This window comes from Roseateles chitinivorans (genome assembly GCF_050632145.1).
Classification (GTDB): domain Bacteria; phylum Pseudomonadota; class Gammaproteobacteria; order Burkholderiales; family Burkholderiaceae_C; genus Roseateles; species Roseateles chitinivorans_B.
In genome coordinates this window covers 388,150-413,751 of sequence record NZ_CP192577.1, presented here as the reverse complement: position 1 = coordinate 413,751, position 25,602 = coordinate 388,150, and the positions used below count along the sequence as shown (strand labels likewise).

The following is a 25,602-nucleotide window of genomic DNA, read 5'->3' as shown; positions in this document are numbered from 1 at the left end:
ACGGGTCGCCGTCGCGGCGACATGCAGCGCTGCCCCGGGAACCGGGCGGGCGCGGTGTCATTCACTGCAGCTAGACTCGCCTGCAAATTCACCCACAACGATTCGACCAGGGAGCGGGCCAGCATGTCGCTGACCATGGAGGGCGTGCTGGCGCTGGCGCCGGACGAGGCATCGGCGAAGGCCGCGCGAGGACTGACCTCGCCGGCCAAATGGCCGTTGCTCGGTGCCGATGACGCCGCCGTCTGGGGCGAGTGCCAGGGCAGCGGTTCCAAGCCGTATCAGACGCAGGTCGACCTCAACGGCCCCGCCTTCCGCTGCTCCTGTCCGAGTCGCAAGTTCCCGTGCAAGCACGGGCTGGCGCTGCTGATGCTCAGGGCGCAGGACGCCTCCCGCTTCACCGCCAGCGAGCCGCCCCCTGGGTCGCCGAATGGATCGCCTCGCGCGGCGATCGGGCGCAGAAGAAGGGGGAGCGCGACCAGAAGGCCGTCGAGCGCGCGACCGAGCGTGCCGCGCAGATCGCCGACGGTGTCGATCCCGCGCAGGCCGCGTCGGCGCTCGCCGATCCCGACAATGCGATCAAGCGTGAGTCGCAGCGGTGGCGTCGCATCGAGGACGCCGCCGCCGAACTGCAACGTTGGCTTGGCGACCAGATCGGCCGTGGCCTCGGCGCGCTCGACGACGCCGCGATCCGTGGCTGGCGGACGATGGCGGCGCGGATGGTGGATGCCCAGGCGCCGGGCCTCGGTCAGCGCATCGCCGCCGCCGCGGACGGCTGGCGCGTCGGCACCGACTGGCCGGAACGCACGCTCGCCCGGCTGGGTCTGTTGCAGCTCGCCTGCGAGGGCCTTGCCCGTCGCGAGACGCTGCCGGCGCCCGTTCAAGCCGATCTGCGCACCGTCTGCGGCTGGCCGCTCGACCAGGCCGAGGTGCTCGCCACCGGGGAGCGCGTCACCGATCGCTGGGCGGTGCTCGGCGTGATCGTCGAGGAGCGCGAGGGGCGTCTCAACGAACGCCGCGTCTGGCTGCATGGCGCGCGCTCGGGCCGGCGGGCGTGGCTCCTCGATCACACGCACGGCGGTCGCGGCTTCGAAGGCCTGTGGTTGCCCGGCATCGCCGCCGACCTGACGCTCGCGTTCTATCCCGGCAATGCGCCCTTGCGCGCGCTGGCTGTCGATGCCGCGCCGCTGCTCACGCCCGAATCCGAATCCGAATCCGGATCCGGTCCCGGATCCGAACCGAGATCAGTGTCCGAACCGGAGGGTGCGTCCGGGATTGCGCCTGTCGTCGGTTCCGACGCCTGGTCGGACGAATGGCAACGCGTCGCTGAACGCGTGGCCGCCCATCCCTTTGCATTGCTGCATCCCGTCGTGCTCGCCAACGCGACGCCGGTCGCCTCGGAAGCCGGCCCGCATCTGACCGCCGACGGCCGTGCCGTGCCGCTGCGGGTCGGCGATGCCGACTGGTGGTCGCTGATGGCGGTCGCCGGCGGGCATCCGCTCGCCGTGATGGGCGAATGGGACGGCCGCGCGCTGCGCCCGTTGACCGCGTGGCGGTCGGGGACGACAGCGCCCGCCTGGGCGAGGAGCGCCGCATGAGCGCGTGGACGCCGCTGCTGCCCGTCGCGATGGTGGGTACGGATCGACAGCCGGGGCCCTGCCCCGAATGGCCCGGCGACATCGGCGCGCTGGTGGCGCGCGCCACACAGGCCGCCGATGTCGCGGACAGTCCCGCGGGGCAGGTCTTGCGCGCGATGGCGGTGATCGCGACGTGCGAAGCCGCGGGCACGCAGGATCGCGCCTGGTCGGCTTCGCCGCTGCAAGCCGCCGCGGACGACCGACTGCCTGTCGTTCCCGAACGTCTGGACGGTGTCGCCGGCTCGGGTTCGCTGCGGGCGCTGCTCCGCTGGGCCCTCACGGACGCGCCCGGGCGTCTGCAGCAGCAGGTCTTCGCGGATCTGGCCGCGGCGGGCCTGCGACTGCCGGAGATGCTGCTGCCGCTGGCGCTCGATGTCGGACGACGTGCCGTCGCACTGCGCGGCCCGTTGCTGCCGGTGCTCGGCGAACGCGGGCTGTGGCTGGCCCGGCAGCGCGAGGACTGGCACTACGCCGCCGGCGCGGGCGGTGAGGCGCCCGGCGAGACGCAGTGGACCGACGGCACGCTGGAGCAGCGTCGCGCCTTCCTCGCCCGCGAGCGCGCGACCGACGCGGCGGCCGGCCGGCGCCGTTTCGAATCGGCGATGACGGAACTCGCCGCGAAGGAGCGTGCCGATCTGGCGGCGCAACTCGCGGTCCGACTCGGCATGGACGATGAGCCCTTGCTCGACCGTCTGCGCGCGGACCGCAGCCGTGAAGTGCGCGACGTCGCGCTCGACCTGCTGCTGCGCCTGCCGGATGCCGCGCATCCGCGTCGCGCGATCGAACGGATCGCGCCTTTGCTGAGGCCGGAGCGCCAGTTGCTGCGCCAGCAGTGGGCCATCGACGCGCCGGAGGCCGCGGCGCCGGACTGGGCGGCGGATCAGGTCGTCGCCGCCCGCCCGACGAGCGAGAAGCTCGGCGAACGCGCGTGGTGGCTCCATCAGCTGGTGCGCCAGGTCCCGCTGGACTGGTGGACCACGACGACCGCGATGACGCCCGCAGAACTCCTCGGCTGGGCCGCCAGGACCGATTGGGCCGACGCGCTGAAGCGCGGCTGGTTCGATGCCCTCGCCGCGACGCGCGACGTCGCGTGGTGCGAAGCTTTCCTCGACGCCTCCCAGATCACCGGTGCCGGCAGCGACCCGGCGCAGGCGCAAGCGCAGGTGAACGTCCCGCTGCAGATGCACCAGGCCGCGCAGGCGCTCAACTGGCTGCCGCAAGCCCGGCGCGAGCGGCACTGGCTGCGACATCTGCAGCAGGGGGCCTTGCCCCTGTCGGCGCTGATCGCGGCGGCGAGTGGCGGCGAGACGCTCGGCGCGGCGCTCTCGACGGCGCTGACCGACCAACTGCTGACCCGTGCCCGGGCCGGCACGCTGAAGGACGACTACGCCGTGCGGGCGATGCTGGCCGACTTCGGCGCGGTCGTGCACGCCGACAGCCTGCCGGCGTATGCGTCGCTGGCCGACATCCGCGCCGCCGACGAGACCGCCGCCCATGCGGAGCAGCTGCAGGCCGTCGCGCAGACGGCCGCGTTGCGCCGCGCCCTGCTCGCACTCCGGCACGCTCCGGGGCAAGCCCTCCCACCCGATCCGATCCCGAGGACCTCATGACGACTTCCACCGAGACCGCCAACGCCTCGCACGTGCTGCGCCGCCACGCGGAGCACCAGTTCGCCGAGGAGCTCGCCGAGCTGAAGCGCCAGGACACGCGGACGCGCCCGGGGAACTGGGCGATGTCGCCCTGGGCCGTGTTGCGCTACCTGATGGGCGGGACGCTGGAGAACGGCTTCGAGGTCAGCGCCAAATACATCGGCGACGAGCGGCTGATGGAGATCGCCGTCGCCACGCTCGCGACCGACCGCGCGCTGCTGCTGTACGGCGTGCCGGGCACGGCGAAGTCGTGGGTGTCGGAACACCTGGCGGCGGCGGTGAGCGGCGATTCGACGCTGCTGATCCAGGGCACCGCCGGCACCGGCGAGGAACAGCTGCGCTACGGCTGGAACTATGCGCAGCTGCTGGCCAACGGGCCGAGCGAGGCGGCGCTGGTGCCCAGTCCGATGATGAAGGCGATGCGCGACGGCAAGATCGCGCGGATCGAGGAACTGACGCGCATCCCGGCCGACGTGCAGGACTGCCTGATCACCGTGCTGTCGGAGAAGACGCTGCCGGTGCCGGAACTCGGTTCGGAGGTGCAGGCCACGCGCGGCTTCAGCGTGATCGCCACGGCCAACAACCGCGACAAGGGCGTCAACGAACTGTCCGCCGCGCTGAAGCGCCGCTTCAACACCGTGGTGCTGCCGGTGCCGGCGAGCGAGGACGCCGAGGTGTCCATCGTCGTCAAGCGCGTGGCCGAGCTGGGCGTCGCGCTGCAGCTGCCGGCCGAGCCGCCGGCGCTCAAGGAGGTGCGGCGCATCGTGCAGATCTTCCGCGAGCTGCGCAACGGCCGCACCGAGGACGGCAAGACGCAGCTGAAGTCGCCCAGCGGCACGCTGTCGACGGCGGAGGCGATCTCGGTGATCAACAGCGGCATGGCGCTGGCCGGCCACTTCGACGATGGGGTGCTGCGTCCGCGCGACGTGGCGTCGGGCCTGCTCGGCGCGATCGTCAAGGATCCGGTGCAGGACCAGGTCGTCTGGAACGAATACCTCGAGACGGTCGTCAAGGAACGCACCGACTGGAAGGACCTGTACCGCGCCTGCCGCGAGCAGTCCTGAACCCTCGGATCCATCGGCCATCCAACGCCTCCACGAGCCTTCCACAGCGGTCATGAGCGATCCGGTCCACTACTTCGGCGTGCGCCACCACGGCCCGGGCTGCGCGCGCAGCCTGCTCGCCGCGTTCGAGGCGCTGAAGCCCGACTGCGTGCTGATCGAGGGTCCGCCCGAGGCGGACGGCCTCGTCGCCGCCGTGCTCGACCCCGCGATGACGCCGCCGGTGGCGTTGCTGACGCATGGCGTCGAGGAATCGGGCCGCGCGGTCTATCACCCGTTCGCGAGCTTCTCGCCGGAGTGGCAGGCCTTGCGCTGGGCCGGGCTGGCCGGCGTGCCGGTGCGGTTCATCGATCTGCCGGTCGGCGTGTCGCTCGCGCTGGAGAAGGCAAGGGAGGAGGCGGCCGGACAGGCGGCGGAGTCCCCGCCCGCAGGCGCTGAAACCTCGGAGCCTGGCTCGGCGGAGACATCCGATGCCGAGCCTGCCGATGAACGCTCGACGCGCCGCGGCGATCCGTTGGACTGGTTCGCCCGCGCGGCGGGTTACGCCGACGGCGAGGCCTGGTGGAACCACATGGTCGAGGAGCGGGGCGACGGCGAGGACCTGTTCGCCGCCATCTCCGAGGCGATGACCACGCTGCGCGCCGAGTCCGGCGAGGACGAGACCCTCGATCCCCGGACGCCTCACGCCCACCGCGAGGTGCTGCGCGAGGCCCACATGCGCCAGTGCATCCGCGCGGCGCGCAAGGAGGGCTTCGAGCGCATCGCGGTCGTCTGCGGCGCATGGCACCTGGGCGGGCTGCGGGCCGACGTCACCGCCAAGGCGGACCAGGCGCTGCTCAAGGGCGTCCCCAAGCTCAAGGTCACGAGCACCTGGGTGCCGTGGACCTACCGTCACCTCGCCCGCGAGAGCGGCTACGGCGCGGGCATCCACTCGCCCGGCTGGTACGAGCACCTGTGGCTGAGCGGCCAGGACGGCGAGCGCCGTCCCCGCGCGATCGGCTGGCTGGCGCGCGTGGCGCGGCTGATGCGCGAGCGCGACCTCGACTGCTCCTCCGCCCACCTGATCGAGGCAGCCCGGCTCGCCGACACGCTGGCCGCGCTGCGTCAGCGGCCCGCACCGGGCCTGGACGAACTGCACGAGGCCACGCGCACGGTCATGACGCTGGGTGACGAGGCGGTGCTCGGCTTCATCCGGGACGAACTGGTCATCGGCGATCGTCTGGGCGGCGTGCCGGCCGACGTGCCCACGGTGCCGCTGCAGCGCAACCTGGAACAGCTGCAGAAGTCGCTGCGCATGAAGCCCGAGGCGACGCAGAAGACGCTGGACCTCGACCTGCGGCAGCCCAACGACCTGGCGCGCAGCCATCTGCTGCACCGGCTGCGGCTGATCGATCTGCCCTGGGGCGAGATCGCGCGCACGGGCAAGTCCTCGCGCGGGACCTTCCACGAGATCTGGACGCTGCAGTGGCAGCCGGAGTTCGCGCTGCGCGTGATCGAGGCGAGTCGCTGGGGACCGTCCGTCGCGCAGGCCGCAACGAGCGCGGTCGCCGAGCGATGCGGACAGTCGGCGAACCTGGCGGCGTTGGCGGAGCTCGTCGACCGCGTGCTGCTCGCCGACCTGCCGGAGGCGGTGACGATCGCGTCGGGCGCGCTGCAGGACCATGCGGCGGTCACCGGTGACGCCGACCAGCTGCTGGGGGCGTTGCCGCCGCTGGCCAACGTCTTCCGCTACGGCAACGTGCGGCAGACCGACGCGGCGATGGTGGGCCACGTCTTCGACGGTCTCGTGACGCGCGCGGCGATCAGCCTGCCGCTGGTGGGCGATTCGCTGGACGAGGCCGCGGCGGAACAGGTGCGCGATCGGCTGCTCGGCGCGCAGGCGGCGGTGCGGCTGCGCGATCCGGGCCGCCGGTCCGACCCCTCGACGCAATGGCGTGCCGCGATCGCGCAGCTGGCGGCGCGCGAGGGCGCGCACGCGTTGCTGCGGGGCCTCTGCACGCGGCTGCTGCTGGATGACGGCCTGATCACGGCCGACGACGCGGGCACGGCGATGTCGCTGCAGCTCTCGCGCGCGGCCGAGCCGGGCAAGGCGGCCGCGTGGCTGGACGGCTTCCTGAACCGCAATGCCGTCGTGCTCTTGCATCACGACGGCGTCTGGCCGCTCGTGGACGCCTGGCTGGGCGGACTCGACGACGAACATTTCATCCGCGTGCTGCCGCTGGTGCGACGCACCTTCGCGCACTTCGACGCGGGCGAGCGACGCGACCTCGGTCAACGCGCGGCGCGCAAGGGCAGCGGTGCCGGCGCCGTGACGGCCGCGGCGGACTGGGATGACGCACACGCGGTGCTTCCGTTGCCGCTGCTGCGACTGATGCTGGGAGTGACGGCATGAGCGCGCCTGACGACTTGACGGATCCGACGGCGGATCCCGGTGCTGATGTCGGCGCGATCGCGGCGGCGACTGTGGCTGACCCCGCGATGACCGACGCGGATCGCCTGCGCCGCTGGCGCCTGGTGCTCGGCGGCGAGGCCGAGGACAGCTGCGGCGGCCTGCGCGGCGACGCGGTGGAGATGGACCAGGCCTTGAGCGCGCTGTACGGCGATGGCGCCGGTTTGAGCGACGACCGCCGAGGCGGCCGCGGCAACTCGGCGCCACGCGTGGCGCGCTGGCTCGGCGACATCCGCAAGTACTTCCCGAGTTCCGTCGTGCAGGTGATGCAGAAGGACGCGCTGGAGCGTCTGAACCTGCGCGACATGCTGCTGCAGCCCGAGATGCTGCAAGGCGTCCAGCCGGACGTGCATCTGGTCGCCAATCTCATGGCCTTGTCGCGGGTGATCCCGGCTGGGACGAAGGACACGGCGCGTCGGGTCGTGCGCCAGGTCGTCGACGAGTTGATGAAGCGGCTCGAGGAACCGATGCGCGCGGCCGTGACCGGCGCGCTGGACCGCAGCCAACGCAACCGTCGTCCGCGGCTGGCGGAGATCGATTGGCACCGGACGATCCGCGCCAACCTGCGCCACTGGCAGCCGGAACTGCGCACCGTGGTGCCGGAGACGCTGCATGGCTACGGCCGCAAGGCGCGGCGGCCGCAGCGCGAGGTGGTGCTCTGCATCGACCAGAGCGGATCGATGGCGAATTCGGTCGTGTACTCGAGCATCTTCGGCGCGGTGCTGGCGTCGCTGCCGGCGGTGAGTACGAAGCTGGTCGTGTTCGACACGGCGGTGGTCGACATGACCGAGCAGCTCGACGATCCCGTCGATCTGCTGTTCGGCGTCCAACTGGGCGGCGGCACCGACATCAACGGCGCGGTGGCCTATTGCCAGTCGCTGATCCGCGAGCCGCGCAACACGATCTTCGTGCTGATCTCCGATCTGTACGAGGGCGGCGTCGAACCGCAACTGCTGCGGCGCGCGGCGTCCCTGGTCGAGAGCGGCGTGCAGTGCGTGGCCTTGCTGGCGCTGAGCGACGAGGGCGCGCCGGCCTACGACCGCGCGCTCGCGGCCAAGCTGGCGGCGCTGGGTGTGCCGTCGTTCGCCTGCACACCCGACGCCTTCCCGGGCCTGATGGCCGCGGCGATCCGGCGCGACGACATCGGCGCGTGGGCGGCGGGGCAGGGGATCGTGACGGCGGCGAAGGGCGTTTGAGGCGGGGTCGCCGCGCGGTCCGGGCAAGGCGGACGGTTCGGCCCCAACGGCCCCAACGGCCTCAACGGCCGCTCGCGCCCTGCGCCATCTTCGCGAAGTACGCCGACTTGCCCGTCTTGTTGAGCTGGTACCAGGCCTCGAGCGTCTCGGGCTCGTAGATGTCGAGCGTGTCGAAGATCGCTCGCGCGAAGTCCAGCGCCGACATGCCGCCCGCGGTCAGCAGGCCGCGGTCGATCACTACGGGCTCGTCGACGTATCGGTCGCTGCCCGCGTACTCGGCCACGCCCTTCAGGTAGGACAACGCGTTGCTCGTGTGCTGCCGGTCGTCGAGCACGCCGAGTCGCGCCAGACCCGCCGTCGCGCCGCAAATCGCGGCGACGCGCTTGCCGGCGTCGAGGAACTCCCTGGCCTTCTTCGCGGCTTCCATGTGTTCGCCCTTGTCCCAGCCGGCGCCGCCGGGAAGGATCAGCAGTTCGCTGTCGTCGGGGAACAGCGTCGACAGGCGGATGTCGGGCATCACCGACAGGCCGCCCATCGAGCGCGCCAGGTTGGCGCCGGCGGCGGCGACGGTCTTCACCTGCCAGTCGCCGGGCGTCTTCTGGAATTCGGGCGTGTTGATGCCCGCGACCGCGTAGGCGGCCTCCCAGTCGGCGAAGCCTTCGAAGAGGTAGAGGTGGACGGTGCGGGTGGGGGTATTCATGCCGGGATGGCGGCAAGGTGCGTGCCTGCCGGGCGCGCCGTCGTGGTGTTCAGAGGGCGATCTTCTTCACCATGAAGAACTTCGAGCCCGCCGCGCCGTGGCCAGGGATCTCCAGCTGGACCGCATAGCCGAGCCGCTCGTAGAACGGGCGGGCCTGGAAGCTGAAGGTGCTGAGGTAGAAGGTGTCGCAGCCGCGCTCGATCGCGCGCTGCTCGAAAGCGCGGACGACGGCACTGCCGACCCCGACGTGGCGGTGGGCGGCGTCGACCCAGAGCTGCTTGAGCTCGCAGCAGCGTCCGAGCGTGCGGCCGACCGCGCCTCCGATGACACGGCCGCCGGCGTCGTGCGCCGCGCTCGACAGCCCGCGCTGCCCGTCGAAGGCGCCGTGATCGCCGACAGCCTCGTTGTGCTGGTCGAGACCGGCGTCGACCAGCGCGGCCAGACCCGGCTTGGGGCCGTCGAAGGCGGCGGTGGTGAAGGTGCTCATGGGGTCAGCGCCTTGGCCAGCCGGACCATCATCGTCTGCGTCAGTTGATTGGGACCGCGTTCGGCTTCAGCGTAGCCGTTGCGGGCGTACAGCGCGATGAGCGGTCGGTTGGTCTCCGACGTCCAGGTGCAGGAAATCGGCACCTGCCGCTCGCGGAACCAGTCCTCCGCGCGTGCCAGGAGACGTTGCGCGACGCCGAGCCGGCGTGCCTCCGGCGCGACGTAGGTCGTCGAGATCAGACCGAACGGCGCGGCGCCATCGGACTCGACGCGGTAGATCGTGTGTCCGACGATGCCGCCCGTCGCATCCTCGGCGACGACGACTTCCGCGGCCCGGCCGTCCAGGTGCCAGCACACGCGGTCGCGCAGCCAGTCCATCGAATACATGGTCCCGCCGGCGGCCTCGCCCTCGACCTCGATCAAGGTCTCGCGCATGCGCTCGGCCACCAGGTGGATGGCGGAAGTGTCGGCGAGGGAGAGTGGGCGAAGCTGCATGGCTGATGGGCGTCAGGGGATCAGCCATGTTAGGCGCTCGGCGCTTGATGGACACTGTTGCCATGCCTGCATTCCCGCCACTGGACGCACCACCGCTGCGCCTCGAACCCGTCTCCGTCGAACATGCCGATGAGATGCATGCGGTGCTCGCCGATCCGTCGATCTACGAGTTCCTCGATGAGGAAGGGCCCCCCACGCTCGAATGGCTGCGCGAGGCCTATGCGCGCCGTGCGAAGGGCCAGTCGCCCGACGGCGGTGAGCAGTGGTTCAACTGGATGATCCGTCGGGAGGACGGTCGGTTGATCGGCTATGCGCAGGCGACGGTCGAGTCGCCGGATACCTGCTGGATCGCCTACGTGCTCGCGCCCGAAGGGCGAGGGCAGGGCCATGCGACGCGGGCGGTGGCCGCGATGATCGACTACCTCCGCAGCGCTCACGGCGTTCGACGATGGCTGGCATCGGTGGACGCCGGCAACGCGCGCTCGATCGCCTTGCTGGCGCGGCTCGGTTTCACCGGTGCCGATGCCGACCTCTCCCGGAGCTTTGAGATCGATGCGTCCGACCGGCTCTTCGTGAGGCTGCCGGCCTCAACGTAGCCGCGTCAACATCGCCGCCAACGCCGGCTGCGACAGCTCGCCGGTCCGCTTCCCGACGAGTCGCCCCGAGGCGTCGAAGAGCAGCGTGGTGGGATACCCCGCCTGCTTGAACACCGCGCTGGCCTGGCGGCGTTCATCGATGGCGACGTTGCCCAGCGTCAGGCGCTGCTGTCCGAGCCACTTCGCGACATGGGCGGCATCCTCGCCCTGGTTGATGAAGACGAAGTGCACATCCGTCTGGTCGTGCTGCGCCTGCTCGAGCATCGGCATCTCTCGGATGCATGGCCCGCACCAGGTCGCCCACAGGTTGATCAGCACCGGCTTGCCGCGCAGCGCGGCGAGATCGATGGGCTCGCCGTTCAACTGCTCGAAGCGCAATGCCGGCAGCGGTTCGGCCGCGGGCCGCATGACGAGCTGGATCTGCCCCGCGATCACGATCGCGGTGCCCAGCGCGAGTGGCACTGTCGCCGAGAGGCGCATTGCCGGCGAGTTCCTCAGCTGGAAGGTCGCGTACATCCACATCGCGATGATGCCGACCTCGGGCGACCAGCCGCCGTCACGAAGGTTGAGGACGCTGAGCGGGTGCTCCGCATAGAGCTCCTTGTACTGGTAGAGGAAACCGAGCCGCGCGAACACGAGCGCGATCCAGAGACTGCGCCACAGCAGCGGGCCCGCGTCCGGCTTGTGCCGGCGCGTGAGCAGCGCGGCGACGGCGAGCGACGCGGCGATCGCGACGCAGAGATGCAGGAAGGCCCACGGCAGCACCAGGGGGCCGAGGGCGACGGCCTCGTTCATCGCGGCTGGGCGGGGAGGCGGTCGCGGGCAGGGACGGACGTGTGGACGGTCATCGCCGCCTGATCAGGTCGCGAAGATCCCGTCCGTGGAGGCGAAGCCCTTGACCTCGATCGGATTGCCCGACGGGTCGAGGAAGAACATCGTCGCCTGCTCGCCGGGCTGGCCGGCGAAGCGGATGCTGGGCTTGAGCACGAAGTCGGTGCCGCGCGACTCCAGCCGGTCGGCGAGCGCGCGCCAGTCCGGCATCGCCAGGATCACGCCGAGGTGCGGCATCGGCACCAGGTGGTCGCCGACCTTGCCGGTGTTGCCGGTCTTGAACGGCTCGCCGAGGTGCAGCGAGATCTGGTGGCCGAAGAAGTCGAAGTCGACCCAGGTGTCGGTGCTGCGGCCCTCCTCGCAGCCGAGCACGCCGCCGTAGAAGGCGCGGGCGTCGTCCAGGTCTCGCACGTGATAGGCCAGGTGGAACACGGATCGCATGGGGACTCCCGGGCAGGGGTGATCGATCGGACGATCCTAGCCCTGAAGCCGTCGCCGCTAACATCGGTGTTCTCTGTGTCGTGCGCTAGGGAGATCGCGGTGGATGTGACCAGCTGGTTGGGCTTTGTCAGTGTGGCGCTGTTCGTCACGTTCACGCCGGGACCCGGCGTGCTGATGGCGATCTCGAATTCGCTCAGTGTCGGACCGCGACGGGCGATGGTGGGCTCGCTGGGCAACGCGACGGGCCTGCTGGCCGTGTCCGCGGCGACGGCGGTCGGCCTGGGCGTGCTGCTGAGCACCTCATCGATGGCCTTCCTCGTCGTGAAGCTGCTCGGCGCCTGCTACCTGATCTGGTTGGGCATCAAGCAGTGGCGCCAGGGCGCGCGGATGTCCATGGCCTCCGGCGACACCGCCGCAGCGGAAGCGGCGGGGCTGACGCGCCGGGCCCTGTTCTCGCGCGGCGTGATGGTCGCGCTCACGAACCCGAAGGCGATCCTGTTTTTCTCCGCGCTGTTCCCGCAGTTCATGAACCACCCGGAGTCGGCGATGCGCGACTTCGTCGTGCTGACGCTGACCTTCTCGTCCTGCGCGGTCCTGGCGCATGCGTTCTACGTGCTGCTGGCGCGGGCACTGCGGCGCGGGCTGGCCTCGCCGACGCGCGTGAAGCTGATGAACCGGACCTTCGGCGCGTGCTTCGTCGCGCTGGGTGTCAGCCTGCTGGGCTGGCGCGGCCGCACGCAATGAGGCCCGGCGCCGCTGCGAGCCCCCGAAAGATCGGCGTCCTTGCTTCCGGCAGGCGCGGGCCGGCCTGCTAATGTCGACGTGATGGCCGGCATCCCGGCGTGGAGGAAAGCGTGTTCTCTCATCTGTTCGTCGGCATCACCGACTTCGATCGTGCGCTGGCGTTCTACACGCCGGTGATGGCGGCGCTGAAGCAGCCGCACCGGTTCACCGATCCGACGTCTCAGCGCGCCGGTTGGCAGTCCGCCCAGACCGTGCGACCGCTGTTCCTGATCGGTCGGCCGCTCGAGGGCGAGGCCTGCTTCGGCAACGGACAGATGACCGCCTTCATGGCGGCATCGCGCGCGATGGTCGACGAGGTCCATGCCGCTGCGATCGCCCACGGCGGCACCTGTGAAGGCGAACCCGGCCCGCGACCGCATTACCACCCGAACTACTACGGCGCCTACTTCCGCGATCCGGACGGGAACAAGCTGTGCGTGGTGTGCCATGACGCGGTGCCGTCGCCGACGGAGGGCGCGTGAGGGCCTCCGGCGATCCGTCGTTCCAGCGACTCGTCGCCCGAGGCGCGATGGCAGGCCTCGCCGCGTTGTTGTCCCTGTCGGCCTCCGCGGCGCCCGCGGCGCTCCCGGCGGAGGTGACGGCGCTCGTCGAACGACACGGGACCTGCACGCATTGGCTCGGCGAGCCGGGGGAAGGCGACGCGGAGCGTCGGCGGGACATCGAGTGGGGCATGTGTCAGAGCTGCCCCGGCACCGACGCGCGCCTGGCCGCGTTGAAGAGGAAGTACCGCGGCAATCCCGCCGTGATGACCGTGCTTCAGCCGCTGGACCCGCACGTGGAGCCGATGGGCAAGGACGAGGCGACACGCTTCTGCGCGACGACGCGCAAGCCGGCGTGGGCGGAGTAGCGATCCCGGCCCCTGCCGCGCATGCAGGAAGTGACTTTCAGCCGACCCGCCGACGTCGGAATCGGTGTGCCGCTCGCTAGCATCTCCGCATTGCCATTCCCGCACCGCGAGCCATGCCCCAGTTCTCCGTGATGACCTGCGCCGAGGCGGCCGAACGATTCGGTCTGTCCTCGTCGTCGATGAACTACCTGCGCGATCTGTCGAACCATCACGTGCTCGTCCACGAGGGCGACTGGCACCTCGACGGCTCGCTGGTCCTCGACTGGCCGGGCTGGGGCGACGCGGCGTGGCCGGCGGGCTTCGGCATTCCCGAAAACGCGCAGGGGTTCGACATCGCCGGCATTGCCGTGATCGGCGACCTGCGGCTCGGCGGCTCGGTGCTCAACATCAACAAGGAAGGCGGGCCGTTCCTGGTCGTGACCGGCCACCTGACCGCGCGTGCGATCGCCAGCGGCGGCGCGACCATCACGGCCCATGGCGACGCCGACATCGCCGAGGCGGTCGTCAGCTGCTACAACCACGGCGAGCTGTGGCTCAAGGGCCGCGTCCGCACGACCCTGTGGCTCCAGGACGAGCACATGATGAGCGCCGGCAGGCTCGAGGCCCTGGTGCGCTTCGATGCCCGGCAGGACCTCGACTCGGAAGACTACGAGGAAGTGTTCCGGACGATGCCGGACGGCAGGGAGCAGTACTTCGAGGTGCAGAACGTGCCCGAGTCGCTCCGTGAGCTCGTGGTGCCGGAGGTGCTCGTCTACCAGGATCTGTGGGAACGGGTCTGCGCGGATCAGCCGATCCTGACGGACGAGGCGATCGCGCGCCGGCCCGCCTGACGGACACGGCGGTGATGCCGCGGGGCCGTCCCGTCGACGACCTCCGCCCATGCCTGCGCGGCGTCCTCACTCGTCCGCGGTGAGCCGCACCAGCAACGCGCCGACGCTCGCCACCGTCGCCAGGGCCGTCACGCCGACCCATCCCCAGTGGGTCAGCAGCACGCTGCCCAGCGCGGCGCCGGTCGCCATGCCGATGAACATCCCCGTGAACAGCAGCGCGTTGAGGCGGCTGCGCGCGGCCGGATCGAGGCTGTAGACGATCGTCTGGTGCGCGACCAGCGCGGCTTGCACGCCGAAGTCGAACACGATGGCGAGCACGACCAGCACGACGATGGCCGCGCCGCGATCCAGCCACGCCGTCACCGACATCACCGCGAAGGACAGCGCCACCAGCAGCGAGCCCAGCTTCGTGACCACGCCGGGACCGCGCCGGTCGGCGAAACGGCCCGCCAGCGGCGCGGCCAGCGCTCCCGCCGCGCCCGCCAGGCCGAACGCGCCGGAGACCGCGCTGCCCAGGCCGAAACGCTCGTGCAGCATCACGGCCAGCGTCGACCAGAACGCGCTGAAGGCCACCGCCAACAACGCCTGGGCGATCGCGGCGCGGCGCAGGGTCGGGAGCGTCCGCCACAGCCCGCCGAGCGAGCGCAGCAGCGCGCCATACGTGGTGCGCATCGCCGGCGGCGAGGACGGCAGCCAGCGCCAGCTGGCCAGTCCCGTGACCGTCAGCGCCAGCGCCGCCAGTCCGTAGACCCAGCGCCAGCCGAATGCCTGCGCGATCACGCCGCTCATCACGCGCGACAGCAGGATGCCGAGCAGCAATCCCGTCATCACCTGGCCGACGATGCGACCGCGATGCGCCATGGGGCTAAGGGTTGCGGCCATCGGCACGACGTCCTGCGCCAGCGTGGCCGTCAGGCCCAGCACCGCGCTGGCCACGAGGAAGGGCGCGAAGCCCGGCGCGAACGCACACAGCAGCAGCGTGGCGATCAACAGCACGAACTTGGTGAGGATGACCTTGCGGCGATCGAAGCGGTCGCCCAGCGGCGTCAGCAACAGGATGCCGGCGGCGTAGCCGAAGCTGCGTCAGCATCGGTACCGCGCCGATGCCGGCGGTCGAGGCGTGCAGGTCCTCGGCCAGCGGCGCCAGGATCGGCTGGCTGTAATACAGCGACGCGGCGCCGAGGCCGGCGGACGCCGCCAGCAGCACGATCAGCGATGCGGACGGGGTGGCAGGGTCGCGTGGCACGGCGGCGGCGGTCGAAGGCATGGGAAGGCTGGACATGGCAACTCCCGGAGGATGATTCAAGAGGGCGTGAAGAAGAAGTGCGGAAGGTCGGGTGAGGACCGGATGCCCTGCATTCTTCGTATTCAGGGGCAGCGCGGGAACCGGGCCGGCTCGCACAGCGCCCATACGCACGGCGTATAAAGCGAGCCATGAACGACGCCAACCGGGACAGCGGCCAGGACCGCCTCGCACTGCTGCAGACCTTCCTCCGCGTGGCGGAGGCGGGCAGCTTCTCCGCCGCCGCGCTGCAGCTCGCGACCACGCAACCGACCGTCAGCCGGCGCGTGCAGATGCTGGAGTCGCTGCTCGGCGCACGCCTGGTCGAGCGCTCGACGCGCGGACTCCGGTTGACGGAGGAGGGCGAGCGCTGCGCCGCGCAGGCCCAGGACCTGATCGACGGCTGGCAATCGCTGGCGGAGGAACTCGAGGGCGGCGAGGAGCTGTCCGGCACGCTGCGGCTGCGTGTCCCGCATGCCTTCGGACAAAGCCAGTTGATCGAGCCGCTCGCGGCCTTCCTCACCCGGCATCCGCGCGTGTCGGTGGAATGGATGCTGCAGGACCAGTTGCCGGACTTCAGCCGCGAGAACGTCGACTGCTCGCTGCTGGTCGGCGAGATCAGCCAGCCCAACCTGATCGCGACGCAGCTGGCCGAGATCCCCCGCGTGCTGGTCGCGACGCCGCAGCTCGCGAAGAAGCTGCCGAAGGGCCTGGGCAAGCGGCCGCCGGAGGAGATCGCGGCACTGCTCGGTGCGCAACCGTGGCTGGCATTGCTGGCGTTCTATCGCGATGGTGTGGACCTGCGCGCCGCGGACGGCGAAGAGCGCATGCACATCGCGTTCCGTCCGCGCCTGGGGACGGACAGCCTCTTCGCGCTGATCGAGTCGGCGCGTCGGGGATTGGGCCTCGCGCTGGTGTCGCAATGGGCCGTCTTCGACGACATGGCCGAAGGACGCCTCGTGCGCATCCTGCCCGAATGGTGCGCGACGGCCCTTCCGATTTCACTCGTCTATCCGTCGCGCCGACTCCAGCCCGCGCGTCTGCGCGCGTTCCAGCAGGTGATGCGCGAGGTCATTCCGACGATGCGGGGAATGCGTGAGGTGCGCCGCCGCGCCAGGACGTGATGCTCACTGAAGAATGAGGATCAGAACGGCTCATTGGTCCCGAATCACGACAAAGAACACCAGAACCAGTCAGTGCCAGGACTTGCCGCGACGCGTAGATTTCTGCCTTCGTATCCACTTTCCGAGAGTGAGGTGATGAATGGAAATCGAAGTGTTTCTGGCGTTGAAGAGCGCGGGCGTGCCTGATGCGGATGCCCGCCATGCCGCCACGGCCATCCGCAGTGGCGTCGCTGAGGAAGTCCGTGAGGCTCAGAAGGGGGTCGCCACCACGGCCGATATCAGGACCCTGGAGTCCAGCATCTCGGACCTCACGGTCGAGACCAAGTCCGATATCCGAGGGCTGGAGTCGAGCATCTCGGACCTCAAGGTCGAGACCAAGTCCGACATCCGGAGGCTCGAGTCGAGCATCTCGGACCTCACGGTCGAGACCAAGTCCGACATCCGGAGGCTGGAGTCGAGCATCTCCGATCTGAGGGCGGACTTTTTTCAGCGCCTGTCGGACATTCACAAGTCCACGGTGGTCGTGATGTGCAGCAGCGTCGGGCTGCTGGGCGTGCTGGTGACGGTATTGAAGTTCGTCGGTTGAGATGGGAGCGACGTCGATGGCCTGCCGAAGAAGAAAGACCGCCCTCGGGCGGTCTTCTTCATGGTGCCGTCAGGGCTCTTACCCAAAGGCGTGGCAGCGCCCGATTCAGCCCTTGGGCGCGGGCTTGGCCGGCGCGGCCGGCTTCTTCGCCGCCGGAGGCAGCGTCTTGCCGGTGCCGCTCATGGCCATCTCCATGTCCATGCGCATCTTGTTGCCCTGCGGCCCGGCCATGTCCACCCCCATGGTCATCGCCATCGTGTTGCGCAGCATCAACCGGTCCGCCATCCGCAGATCCATCCTGCCCTTGCCCGAGCCGGTCATCGCGCCTTCGAGAGGTCCCGAAGCCGGCGACGATGCGCCCGATGCCGGCTTGGCCGGCGCGGCGAAGCTCATGTCCATGCGCACCTCCACGGCGAAGGACGCGACACCCTTGCTGACCGACGTCAGCGTGTAGCGCCCCAGCAGCTTGCCGGCCTTCGCACCCGCCATCGGCACGTTCATCTCGATCGGCACCTCGATGGTCTCGCCGACCTTCAGCGTCTTGCCGTTGAACTTGCGCATCCAGTCGAAGCTCTGGTTGAAGACCTGTTCTTGCATCTCCTTGCTCAAGGCCTGCGCCTGCGCGGCATTGGGCAGTTGCAGATCGATCTTCTCGAACTGGTCGTCCTTCAGCCGCGCGGAGAAGCGCACTGGCCCCTGCGCGGGCATCGGGCGCGACTGCCCCGTCGCGTCGCGCATCTCGCTCTTGAGCGTCGCGACCTCGGCGTTCAAGGTGTACGAGCCGTCCGGCCCCTTGGCCGTCGTCGACAGGTCCTGGCGCATGCCGATCTTCATCGTGATCGGCATCGTGGCCTGCATCTGCGCCATCTGCGCGCGTTGCTGCTCGGTCGCTTCGGGCGGCAGCTCCATGGACATGTTCATCTTCATGTCCATCGTCATGTCCACCTGCTGCCGCGACGACGGCAGCGGCACCATGTTGAGCTTGACGCTGTCCTGCGCCATCGCGGCGGGCGCCGCCACCGCGGCCTGCACCGCCAGCGCGGCGACGAGTGAAAGGAATCGAGCCATGTGCGTGTCTCCCTGGTCTCTGTGTGAATCGATTGGAATCGGCGGGCGGAGCCTCGTCAGCCGCGGTAGTTGTCCTGCATCCGGTACCCGCGCGCATACAGCGCGAAGAGCAGCGCCGCCAGCAGCGCGAAGCCGGCGAAGAAGAACATCTGGAAGGCCGTGACGCTGGTCCCCGTGGACTGGATGTAGGCCGTCACCGCCGCGCCCTTGACGCTGGAATTGGCCAGCAGCACCCACAGGTTGCCGATCGTCACCGACAGGTTCCAGAAGCTCGTGATCACGCCCTTCATCGCCAGCGGCGCCTGACTGTAGGCGAACTCGAGGCCGGTCGCCGACACCAGCACCTCGCCCAGCGTCAGCAGCGCGTAGGGCAGGACCTGCCAGGTGATGTCGACCGCGTGGCCGCCGTCGATCCACAGCTGCAGGCCACCGACGACGATCCAGGCGATGCCGGCGAACGCGATGCCCGCGCCCATGCGGCGCAGCGCGGTGACCTTCAGGCCCATCTTCGACAGCAGCGGATACAGCACCAGGTTGTTGAACGGGATCAGGATCATGACCAGCGCCGGATTCAGCGCCTGCATCATCGAGGACTTGAACCACTCGGGCTTGGCCATCTGGTCGGCCTGCAGCACCCAGGTGGACGCCTTCTGGTCGAACAGCGACCAGAACGGCGTGACCAGCGCGAAGAGCACCAGCAGGCGCAGCACCGTGCGCACGCCTTCGACGGCCTCGTCCGGATGCACCGCGCGGGCGCGTTCCAGCTGCATCCACGCGCCGACGCCGCCAAAGCCCATGACGAGCACGAGCGCAGAGCAGAACGCGATCACGAAGCCGAGGTTGGGCGTCAGCGCCAGCGCACCGATGGCCAGCACCACGCCCAGGCCCGCGACCATCAGCCCGCCGCGGCCCTGGCCGGGCGCCTGCGACAGCAGCGCCGTGCGCACGACCTTCAGGAAGCCGTGCGGGTCGCGGTGCGACTCGCCGGCCGGCACGTGCGTGTACTTGCGGCGGCCGCTCCAGAAGATCACCGTCGCCAGGAACATCAGCGCGCCCGGGATGCCGAAGGCGATGCTCGCGCCCAGCTTGTCCAGGAAGATCGGCATCAGCAGCGACGCGAAGAACGAGCCGAAGTTGATGATCCAGTAGAAGGCGTCGAAGACCTTCTGCGCCAGCGTGCGGTTGCTCTTGTCGAACTGGTCGCCGATGAACGAGCTCACCAGCGGCTTGATGCCCCCCGAACCCAGCGCGATCAGGAACAGGCCGAAGTAGAAGCCGCGCAGGTTGTTCTCGAAGATCGCCAGGCAGGCATGGCCGGCGCAGTACACCAGGCTCAGCCAGAAGATGGTGTTGTACTTGCCGAAGAAGCGGTCCGACAGCCAGCCGCCCAGCATCGGGAAGAAGTAGACGCCGATGACGAAGGTGTGGAACACCTCCTTGGCCTCGCCCTTGCGCAGTGGCTCCGGGATGGCCAGCAGCAGGCTGGTCATCAGGAACACGGTCAGGATGTTGCGCATCCCGTAGAAGCTGAAACGCTCACAGCCCTCGTTGGCGATGATGTACGGGATCTGCGGCGGCATCTTCGGCGCGGCCTTGGTGCCGGCCACGTCGCCCGGCTGGGCGGCGATGGTGGAGGAGGTGGTCAAGTGGCTGTCTCCGTCAGGTCGGGGCGCTCGTGACGCCCCAAAGGAAAGCCGCCGAGGGGTGTCTCGGCGGCTGTGGTGTTCCGGCTCTTGGTCTCGTGGGGGTGGGGGACTTCAGCGGTCGCTGGCCCTCACCCCCCGCCCTCTCCCGCAAGCGGGGGAGGGAGTTCATGCCGTCATCAAGCTTCGAATCAGGCCTCGAAAGGAAGCTTGATCTGGTTGAGGTCCTTGCGGGTCTCGACCAGCACCAGCGGGCCTTCGTCGACCACCACCACCGGCGCGGGTTCGCGACCCAGCGGCGCAGCGGCCGGCTCGGCAGCGATCGCGGCCTTGGCGGCGGCAATCTTGTCGGCGTCGCTGTTGACCCAGACCAGGCCGGCGCCTTCGGCGACAGCGCTGAGCTCGGTCATCGGCAGCTCGAAACGAGCCACCGGCGCCACCGGAGCAGCAACGGGAGCCGGCGCAGCCACAGCAGCCGGAGCGGCGGCAACGGGAGCCGGGGCAGGGGCCTGGACCGGAGCCAGCGTCGGAGCGGCAGCCGCCACCGGGGCTTGCACCGGTGCCTGCTTCGGCTCGTCGCCCAGTTCCAGCTGACGCGGCGCAGCGCCGGCATCCAGCACGATGCCGTCCAGCGCAGCGACGGCCGGCGTGGCGGCGACGTCGCCTTCGGCAGTCACGCCGTCGGCCGGTGCGCCTTCACCTTCGCGGCGGTCACGGCGATAGCGGTCGCGACCACGGCCACGACGGCGGCCTTGGCCGTCCGAGCCTTCTTCGCCGGCCGGGGCTTCACCGTCGACCACCGCGGCGGCGGCAGAACCGGCACCTTCAGTGAACGAGGTGTCGCCGGACTGCGCCTGGCCTTCGACCAGCGCGCCTTCGACCTGCTCCGCGCCCTCGACGCCTTCACCGCGGTCGCGGTTGCCGCGACGACGACGACGACGGCCTTGACGCTCGTCACCGGATTCGCCCAGCGGGTTCTCCAGCGGCTGCGTGTCGGCGAACGCGATCGGCGATTCGACGTTGGCGGCTTCGGTGCCGGCCAGGGCGGTCAGTTGCTCCTGCGAACCGTCGGCCGGGCGTTCCTCGCGGCGGCGGCGGCCTTCGCCGCGTTCACCCCGGTCACCGCGCTCGGCGCGTTCACCACGTTCGGGACGATCGCCACGTTCGGGACGATCACCGCGCTCGGTGCGTTCCTGACGCGGCGCGCCGTCGACGGCCTGTTCCGGCTTGTCGGCGCGCTCGTTGCGACGCGGACGGTCACCGCCGCGCTCGCCACGTTCACCACCACGTTCGCCGCCGCGGTCACCGCGTTCGGCACGGTCGCCGCGCTCGGCGCGTTCACCACGCTCGGCGCGATCGCCACGTTCCGGACGCTCGCCGCGACCTTCCTGCTGCGGCTTGCCTTCGCCGCGCGGCTTGCCGTCGCGGGCCTTCTGTTCACCGCGCTCGCCGCGTTCGCCGCCAGCGCGTTCACCACGCTCACCGCGGCGGTTGCGATCGCCGCCACGGCCGCGATCACCGCCCCGTTCGCCGCGCTCGCCGCCACGTTCACCGCGCTCGCCACGTTCCTTCTTGGCGGGCTCGGCCGACTTGGCCGCGGGGGCCGGTGCCGGCGCGGGCGCCGGTTCTCCACCGAACAGGCTCTTGATCCAGCCGAAGAAGCCACCACCGGCGGCCACGGGCGCGGCCGGCGCAGGGGCGGCCACCGGGGCGGCAGCCACCGGCTCGACGGCCTTGGGCGCGGCAGCGACCGGCATCGGGGCCGGCTGCTCCGGCAGGATGCCCTTGATCAGCGGCTCCTGCTTGTTCTTCTTCTCGGCGCCGCGGCGGGTGATGCTTTCCTCTTCCTGCTGCTCCTCGATCATCGTGTAGCTCGCCTGCAGGTTCTCCAGGCGGGGATCGTCGTGGCGCAGCCGCTCGAGCTTGTAGTTCGGCGTGTCGAGGTGACGGTTGGGCACCAGCAGCACGGTCACGCGCTGCTTCAGCTCGATCTTGGTGATCTCGGTGCGCTTCTCGTTCAGCAGGAACGAGGTCACCTCCACCGGCACCTGCACGTGCACGGCGGCGGTGTTGTCCTTCATGGACTCTTCCTGGACCATGCGCAGGATCTGCAGCGCGGAGGATTCCGTGTCGCGGATGTGGCCGGTGCCGTTGCAGCGCGGGCAGGTGATGTGGCTGCCTTCGCTCAGCGCCGGGCGCAGGCGCTGGCGGCTCAGTTCCAGCAGGCCGAACTTGCTGATCGAGCTGAACTGCACGCGGGCCCGGTCCTGGCGCAGCGCGTCGCGCAGGCGCTGTTCGACCTCGCGGCGGTTCTTGGACTCCTCCATGTCGATGAAGTCCACGACGATCAGGCCGCCCAGGTCCCGCAGACGCATCTGGCGCGCGATCTCGTCGGCGGCTTCCAGGTTGGTGCGGGTGGCGGTTTCCTCGATGTCGCCGCCACGGGTGGCGCGCGCCGAGTTCACGTCCACCGAGACCAGCGCCTCGGTGTGGTCGATCACGATGGCGCCGCCCGAGGGCAGGTTCACCGTGCGGCTGAAGGCCGTCTCGATCTGGTGCTCGATCTGGAAGCGGCTGAACAGCGGCGCGTCGTCGCGGTAGCGCTTGACCTTGTGTGCCGTCTCCGGCATCACGTGCGACATGAACTGGTGGGCCTGTTCGAAGATGTCGTCCGTGTCGATCAGGATCTCGCCGATGTCGGCGGTGAAGTAGTCGCGGATCGCGCGGATCACCAGCGACGACTCCTGATAGATCAGGAAGGCGCCCTTGCCGCCCGACGCTTCGTCGATGGCGGTCCAGAGCTTGAGCATGTAGTTCAGGTCCCACTGCAGTTCTGCGGCGGAACGGCCGATGCCGGCGGTGCGGGCGATCAGCGACATGCCCTTCGGGTACTCGAGCTGGTCGAGCGCGTCCTTCAGCTCTTCCCGGTCCTCGCCCTCGATGCGGCGCGAGACGCCGCCGCCGCGCGGGTTGTTGGGCATCAGCACCAGGTAGCGGCCGGCCAGCGACACGAAGGTCGTCAGGGCGGCGCCCTTGTTGCCGCGCTCTTCCTTCTCGACCTGGACCAGCAGCTCCTGGCCTTCCTTGATCACGTCCTGGATCTTGGCGGAGCGCACGTCGGCGCCTTCGCGGAAGTAGGTGCGCGAGATTTCCTTGAACGGCAGGAAGCCGTGGCGGTCCTCGCCGTAATCGACGAAGCAGGCCTCCAGCGACGGCTCGACGCGCGTCACGACCGCCTTGTAGATGTTGCCCTTGCGCTGTTCGCGGCCTTCGATCTCGGTCTCGAAGTCCAACAGCTTCTGTCCATCGACGATGGCCAGGCGACGCTCTTCCTGCTGCGTCGCGTTGATCAGCATGCGTTTCATCAGTTCTCCTCCGCGCCAGGGCCTTGCCGCTGACGCGCGTGCTTCAGAACCGCCGCCGGTGGGTCACCGGCGGGCGATTCGACCGATGCACGAGAAACACGAAAGAACCAATGAAAGGATCGCCCTGGACTGCAAATTGAACGGCTCGTTCGACCGTTCAGCGATGCAGCGTTGGCGCGTGCGCCGCAGGCCCGGATCGGCTGTCTTGGTCCGCAAGCGCGCCGACTGAGGCGCGACCCGACCACGGCCGGAGCCTGGCGTGTGGACGAAGCCAACACGCGCTCGCAGGCGGCGGGGGTGGAATGGACCGAAGAAAACATCCGGAAACGGAGCCTGGGTGCTGACGTCAGCGCCGGAGCCTTGCGGCCCGTCTTCTGACGTCGTGAAACCTTGTTGTACTGCCCGCGCCGTCTGCCGACATCCTGGAATGCGACCGGCCGCGTGGGCATGGTTCTGACGATGTTGCTCTGCCGTCCGGCCTCGGTACCTGCCCGCTCGCTTTGGGAAGCGGGCCCGACATCGATGACCTGACGTTGCATCACCAAAAGTGATGAGCAGCCTACTCACAATCGCTGCTCACTGCCACGTTCTCGCCGACCTCGAACGCGCGCGTCCGAGTAAAATGAGAAAAATCAAATACTTAGAACGGAAACGTGGCAAGCAGCATTATAGGGGCTAAAGCCCGCAAGGCCGCCCCAGGGACTGCCCGCAGTGCCGCGAGGAAGGCCGCACCTCCGAAACCGGGGTCGACACCCGGCCCCCGGCCGCTCCCCAAGCAGGGACTGAAACCGGGATCGGGACCGGCATCGACGCCGGTATCACCCCCGACTTCGGTCAAGCCGACCGCGCCGGCTGAACCAGCGGCGCAGGCCGCGCCGGCCCAGGTCCGTCAGTTGACCGTCGACGAAGGCTCCGCCGGACAGCGGCTGGACAACTTCCTGATCCGTGAACTGAAGGGCGCACCCAAGACGCTGGTCTACCGGATCATCCGGTCCGGCGAGGTGCGCATCAACAAGGGCCGCTGCAGCGCCGACTCCCGGCTGGAAGTGGGCGACGTCGTGCGCGTGCCGCCGATCCGTCTGGCGGAGAAGCCGGCCGAGCACGCCGCCGCCGTCCCGGCCCGCGAATTCCCGATCGTCTTCGAGGACGAGCACCTGATCGTCGTCGACAAGCCCGCCGGCGTGGCGGTGCACGGTGGTTCGGGCGTGAGCTTCGGCGTGATCGAGCAGTTGCGCCGCGCGCGCCCGCAGGCCAAGTTCCTGGAACTGGTGCACCGGCTGGACAAGGAAACCTCCGGCCTGCTGATGATCGCCAAGAAGCGCAGCGCGCTGACGCACCTGCAGGACCAGTTGCGCGACCGCGAGACCGGCAAGACCTACGCGGCGCTGGTGGCCGGCACGTGGGCGAAGGGCAAGAAGGTGGTCGACGTCCCGCTGCTGAAGTTCGTCGGCAGCGACGGCGAGCGCTGGGTGAGGGCGGTGCCCGATCCCAAGGATCCGCAGGCGGACCAGGCCAAGCGGTCGATCAGCCTGGTGAAGGTGGTCGAAGCCTGTTCAGGCTACAGCCTGCTCGACGTCACCATCAAGACCGGCCGGACGCACCAGATCCGGGTCCACCTGGCTCACGAGGGCCACGCGATCGTCGGGGATCCCAAGTACGGAGACTTCGAGGCCAACCGCCTGATCGCGCGAGGGGCGTTGCGCTTCGACCGGATGTTCCTGCATGCCCGGCTGCTGCGCGTGGTGCACCCGGCCACCGGCGAGACCTTGACCCTGGAGGCGCCCTTGCCGCCGGAGTGCGAGAAACTCCTGGCCGCGCTGCGACGCCCGGCGCCCTGACGACCTCCACCGGATCACCATGCCTCAACGCTTCGACCTGATCGTGTTCGACTGGGACGGCACCCTGTTCGATTCCACCGCGCTGATCGTGCGCTGCATGCAGCACGCCGCCGCGGACCTCGGATTGGCGCCGCCGTCGCGCGAGCGTGCCGCCTACGTCATCGGCATGGGCCTGATCGAGGCGCTGCAGTACGCGCTGCCGGGCCTGGACCCGTCGCGGTATCCGGAGCTCGGCCAGCGCTACCGCCATCACTACTTCGCGTCGGCGCATGAAGTCACGCTGTTCGACGGCGTGCCGGAACTGCTGCGCGACCTGAAGGCGCGGCACCACTGGCTGGCGGTCGCGACCGGCAAGAGCCGGCGCGGCCTGGACGAGGCGCTGGCCGCCGTGGACATGAAGTCGCTGTTCGACGGCACCCGCACCGCGGACGAGACTGCCGGCAAGCCCAATCCGCAGATGCTGCTGGAATTGATGCGCGAGTTCGGCGCCGAGCCGGAGCGCACGCTCATGATCGGCGACACGACGCACGACCTGCAGCTGGCGCGCAATGCCGGCTGCCCGGCGGTGGCGGTCACCTACGGCGCGCACGAACATGAATCGCTGCGCGGCTTCGAGCCGTTGCTGGTCGCGCACGACGTGGCGACGCTGCACGAGTGGCTGCTGGCCACGGCCTGAG

22 protein-coding genes and 2 pseudogenes are annotated in these 25,602 nt (G+C 69.8%); 15 read left to right on the top strand and 9 right to left on the bottom strand.

All coding sequences use genetic code 11. The features are described 5' to 3' along the window. Window positions 1–21 precede the first annotated feature (21 nt). The 6 genes and pseudogenes from ACQ86G_RS01910 to ACQ86G_RS01885 all read left to right on the top strand — a co-directional run. Window positions 22–342: pseudogene (locus ACQ86G_RS01910) on the top strand (hypothetical protein); the annotation flags it as partial. Continuing rightward, window positions 342–1,595 (top strand): SWIM zinc finger family protein, encoded by a 1,254-nt coding sequence (locus tag ACQ86G_RS01905; RefSeq protein ID WP_431261556.1) that lies wholly within the window; start codon window positions 342–344, stop codon window positions 1,593–1,595. The pseudogene ACQ86G_RS01910 and the gene ACQ86G_RS01905, both read left to right, overlap by 1 nt. Then, entirely contained in the window at window positions 1,592–3,244 is a 1,653-nt protein-coding gene (locus ACQ86G_RS01900; RefSeq protein WP_431259065.1) for a DUF5691 domain-containing protein, read from the top strand. The genes ACQ86G_RS01905 and ACQ86G_RS01900 overlap by 4 nt, the downstream gene beginning before the upstream one ends. Continuing rightward, window positions 3,241–4,347: an ATP-binding protein gene (locus tag ACQ86G_RS01895; protein ID WP_431259064.1), complete on the top strand. Its 1,107-nt coding sequence runs from the start codon at window positions 3,241–3,243 to the stop codon at window positions 4,345–4,347. The genes ACQ86G_RS01900 and ACQ86G_RS01895 overlap by 4 nt, the downstream gene beginning before the upstream one ends. A 52-nt stretch (window positions 4,348–4,399) precedes the next feature. After that, window positions 4,400–6,736: a DUF5682 family protein gene (locus tag ACQ86G_RS01890; RefSeq protein WP_431259063.1), complete on the top strand. Its 2,337-nt coding sequence runs from the start codon at window positions 4,400–4,402 to the stop codon at window positions 6,734–6,736. A gap of 86 nt (window positions 6,737–6,822) precedes the next feature. Beyond that, window positions 6,823–7,989 (top strand): VWA domain-containing protein, encoded by a 1,167-nt coding sequence (locus tag ACQ86G_RS01885; RefSeq protein WP_431261309.1) that lies wholly within the window; start codon window positions 6,823–6,825, stop codon window positions 7,987–7,989. A gap of 61 nt (window positions 7,990–8,050) precedes the next feature. On the opposite strand, the gene ACQ86G_RS01880 is transcribed toward ACQ86G_RS01885, so the two are convergent. Genes ACQ86G_RS01880 through ACQ86G_RS01870 form a run of 3 tightly spaced genes read right to left on the bottom strand, consistent with a single transcriptional unit; the run spans window position 8,051 to window position 9,670 of the window. Next, entirely contained in the window at window positions 8,051–8,689 is a 639-nt protein-coding gene (locus tag ACQ86G_RS01880) for a DJ-1/PfpI family protein (protein WP_431259062.1), read from the bottom strand. Window positions 8,690–8,738: 49 nt separating this feature from the next. Continuing rightward, window positions 8,739–9,176: a GNAT family N-acetyltransferase gene (locus ACQ86G_RS01875; RefSeq protein WP_431259061.1), complete on the bottom strand. Its 438-nt coding sequence runs from the start codon at window positions 9,174–9,176 to the stop codon at window positions 8,739–8,741. Next, entirely contained in the window at window positions 9,173–9,670 is a 498-nt protein-coding gene (locus ACQ86G_RS01870) for a GNAT family N-acetyltransferase (protein WP_431259060.1), read from the bottom strand. Before ACQ86G_RS01870 ends, ACQ86G_RS01875 begins: the two co-directional genes overlap by 4 nt. 62 nt (window positions 9,671–9,732) lie before the next feature. Here ACQ86G_RS01870 and ACQ86G_RS01865 point away from each other — a divergent pair, with 62 nt between their 5' ends. Next, window positions 9,733–10,266, top strand: coding sequence for a GNAT family N-acetyltransferase (locus ACQ86G_RS01865; protein WP_431259059.1), 534 nt, complete (start codon window positions 9,733–9,735; stop codon window positions 10,264–10,266). Here ACQ86G_RS01865 and ACQ86G_RS01860 read toward each other — a convergent pair. Further along, window positions 10,258–11,061: a TlpA family protein disulfide reductase gene (locus tag ACQ86G_RS01860; protein WP_431259058.1), complete on the bottom strand. Its 804-nt coding sequence runs from the start codon at window positions 11,059–11,061 to the stop codon at window positions 10,258–10,260. The two genes, ACQ86G_RS01865 and ACQ86G_RS01860, sit on opposite strands and share 9 nt — an antisense overlap. Before the next feature lie 63 nt (window positions 11,062–11,124). Beyond that, window positions 11,125–11,538, bottom strand: coding sequence for a VOC family protein (locus tag ACQ86G_RS01855; protein WP_431259057.1), 414 nt, complete (start codon window positions 11,536–11,538; stop codon window positions 11,125–11,127). A 99-nt stretch (window positions 11,539–11,637) separates the two neighbouring features. Here ACQ86G_RS01855 and ACQ86G_RS01850 point away from each other — a divergent pair, with 99 nt between their 5' ends. The 4 genes from ACQ86G_RS01850 (at window position 11,638) to ACQ86G_RS01835 (ending at window position 14,019) form a co-directional block, all read left to right on the top strand. Then, the gene (locus ACQ86G_RS01850; RefSeq protein WP_431259056.1) at window positions 11,638–12,282 is read left to right on the top strand and encodes a LysE family translocator; all 645 of its coding nucleotides are present in this window, start codon (window positions 11,638–11,640) and stop codon (window positions 12,280–12,282) included. A 110-nt stretch (window positions 12,283–12,392) separates the two neighbouring features. After that, on the top strand, window positions 12,393–12,803 hold the full coding sequence (locus tag ACQ86G_RS01845) for a VOC family protein (RefSeq protein WP_431259055.1): 411 nt from the start codon (window positions 12,393–12,395) through the stop codon (window positions 12,801–12,803). 47 nt (window positions 12,804–12,850) lie between these two features. Further along, window positions 12,851–13,189 (top strand): hypothetical protein, encoded by a 339-nt coding sequence (locus ACQ86G_RS01840; RefSeq protein WP_431259054.1) that lies wholly within the window; start codon window positions 12,851–12,853, stop codon window positions 13,187–13,189. Window positions 13,190–13,302: 113 nt separating this feature from the next. After that, window positions 13,303–14,019: a hypothetical protein gene (locus ACQ86G_RS01835; RefSeq protein WP_431259053.1), complete on the top strand. Its 717-nt coding sequence runs from the start codon at window positions 13,303–13,305 to the stop codon at window positions 14,017–14,019. A 66-nt stretch (window positions 14,020–14,085) separates the two neighbouring features. On the opposite strand, the pseudogene ACQ86G_RS01830 reads toward ACQ86G_RS01835, so the two are convergent. Then, window positions 14,086–15,301, bottom strand: a pseudogene (locus ACQ86G_RS01830) (MFS transporter). A 152-nt stretch (window positions 15,302–15,453) separates the two neighbouring features. Here ACQ86G_RS01830 and ACQ86G_RS01825 point away from each other — a divergent pair. Then, entirely contained in the window at window positions 15,454–16,425 is a 972-nt protein-coding gene (locus tag ACQ86G_RS01825; protein WP_431259052.1) for a LysR family transcriptional regulator, read from the top strand. 139 nt (window positions 16,426–16,564) lie between these two features. Further along, window positions 16,565–17,011 (top strand): hypothetical protein, encoded by a 447-nt coding sequence (locus tag ACQ86G_RS01820; RefSeq protein WP_431259051.1) that lies wholly within the window; start codon window positions 16,565–16,567, stop codon window positions 17,009–17,011. Between the two features lie 105 nt (window positions 17,012–17,116). Here ACQ86G_RS01820 and ACQ86G_RS01815 read toward each other — a convergent pair whose 3' ends face one another. The 3 genes from ACQ86G_RS01815 to ACQ86G_RS01805 form a co-directional block, all read right to left on the bottom strand. Next, window positions 17,117–18,079, bottom strand: a complete 963-nt coding sequence (locus ACQ86G_RS01815) for a hypothetical protein (protein WP_431259050.1) — start codon at window positions 18,077–18,079, stop codon at window positions 17,117–17,119. 56 nt (window positions 18,080–18,135) lie between these two features. Then, window positions 18,136–19,659: an oligopeptide:H+ symporter gene (locus tag ACQ86G_RS01810; RefSeq protein ID WP_431261308.1), complete on the bottom strand. Its 1,524-nt coding sequence runs from the start codon at window positions 19,657–19,659 to the stop codon at window positions 18,136–18,138. Between the two features lie 254 nt (window positions 19,660–19,913). Then, window positions 19,914–23,087: an Rne/Rng family ribonuclease gene (locus ACQ86G_RS01805; RefSeq protein WP_431259049.1), complete on the bottom strand. Its 3,174-nt coding sequence runs from the start codon at window positions 23,085–23,087 to the stop codon at window positions 19,914–19,916. 893 nt (window positions 23,088–23,980) lie between these two features. Between ACQ86G_RS01805 and ACQ86G_RS01800 the strand changes: the two genes are divergently transcribed. Both ACQ86G_RS01800 and ACQ86G_RS01795 read left to right on the top strand, forming a co-directional pair. Continuing rightward, window positions 23,981–24,925 carry an RluA family pseudouridine synthase gene (locus ACQ86G_RS01800; RefSeq protein WP_431259048.1) on the top strand — a complete coding sequence of 315 codons (945 nt, stop codon included), beginning with the start codon at window positions 23,981–23,983 and terminating at the stop codon, window positions 24,923–24,925. 19 nt (window positions 24,926–24,944) lie between these two features. Continuing rightward, complete coding sequence (locus ACQ86G_RS01795; RefSeq protein ID WP_431259047.1) at window positions 24,945–25,601, top strand: HAD family hydrolase; 657 nt, start codon at window positions 24,945–24,947, stop codon at window positions 25,599–25,601. Window position 25,602 lies beyond the last annotated feature (1 nt).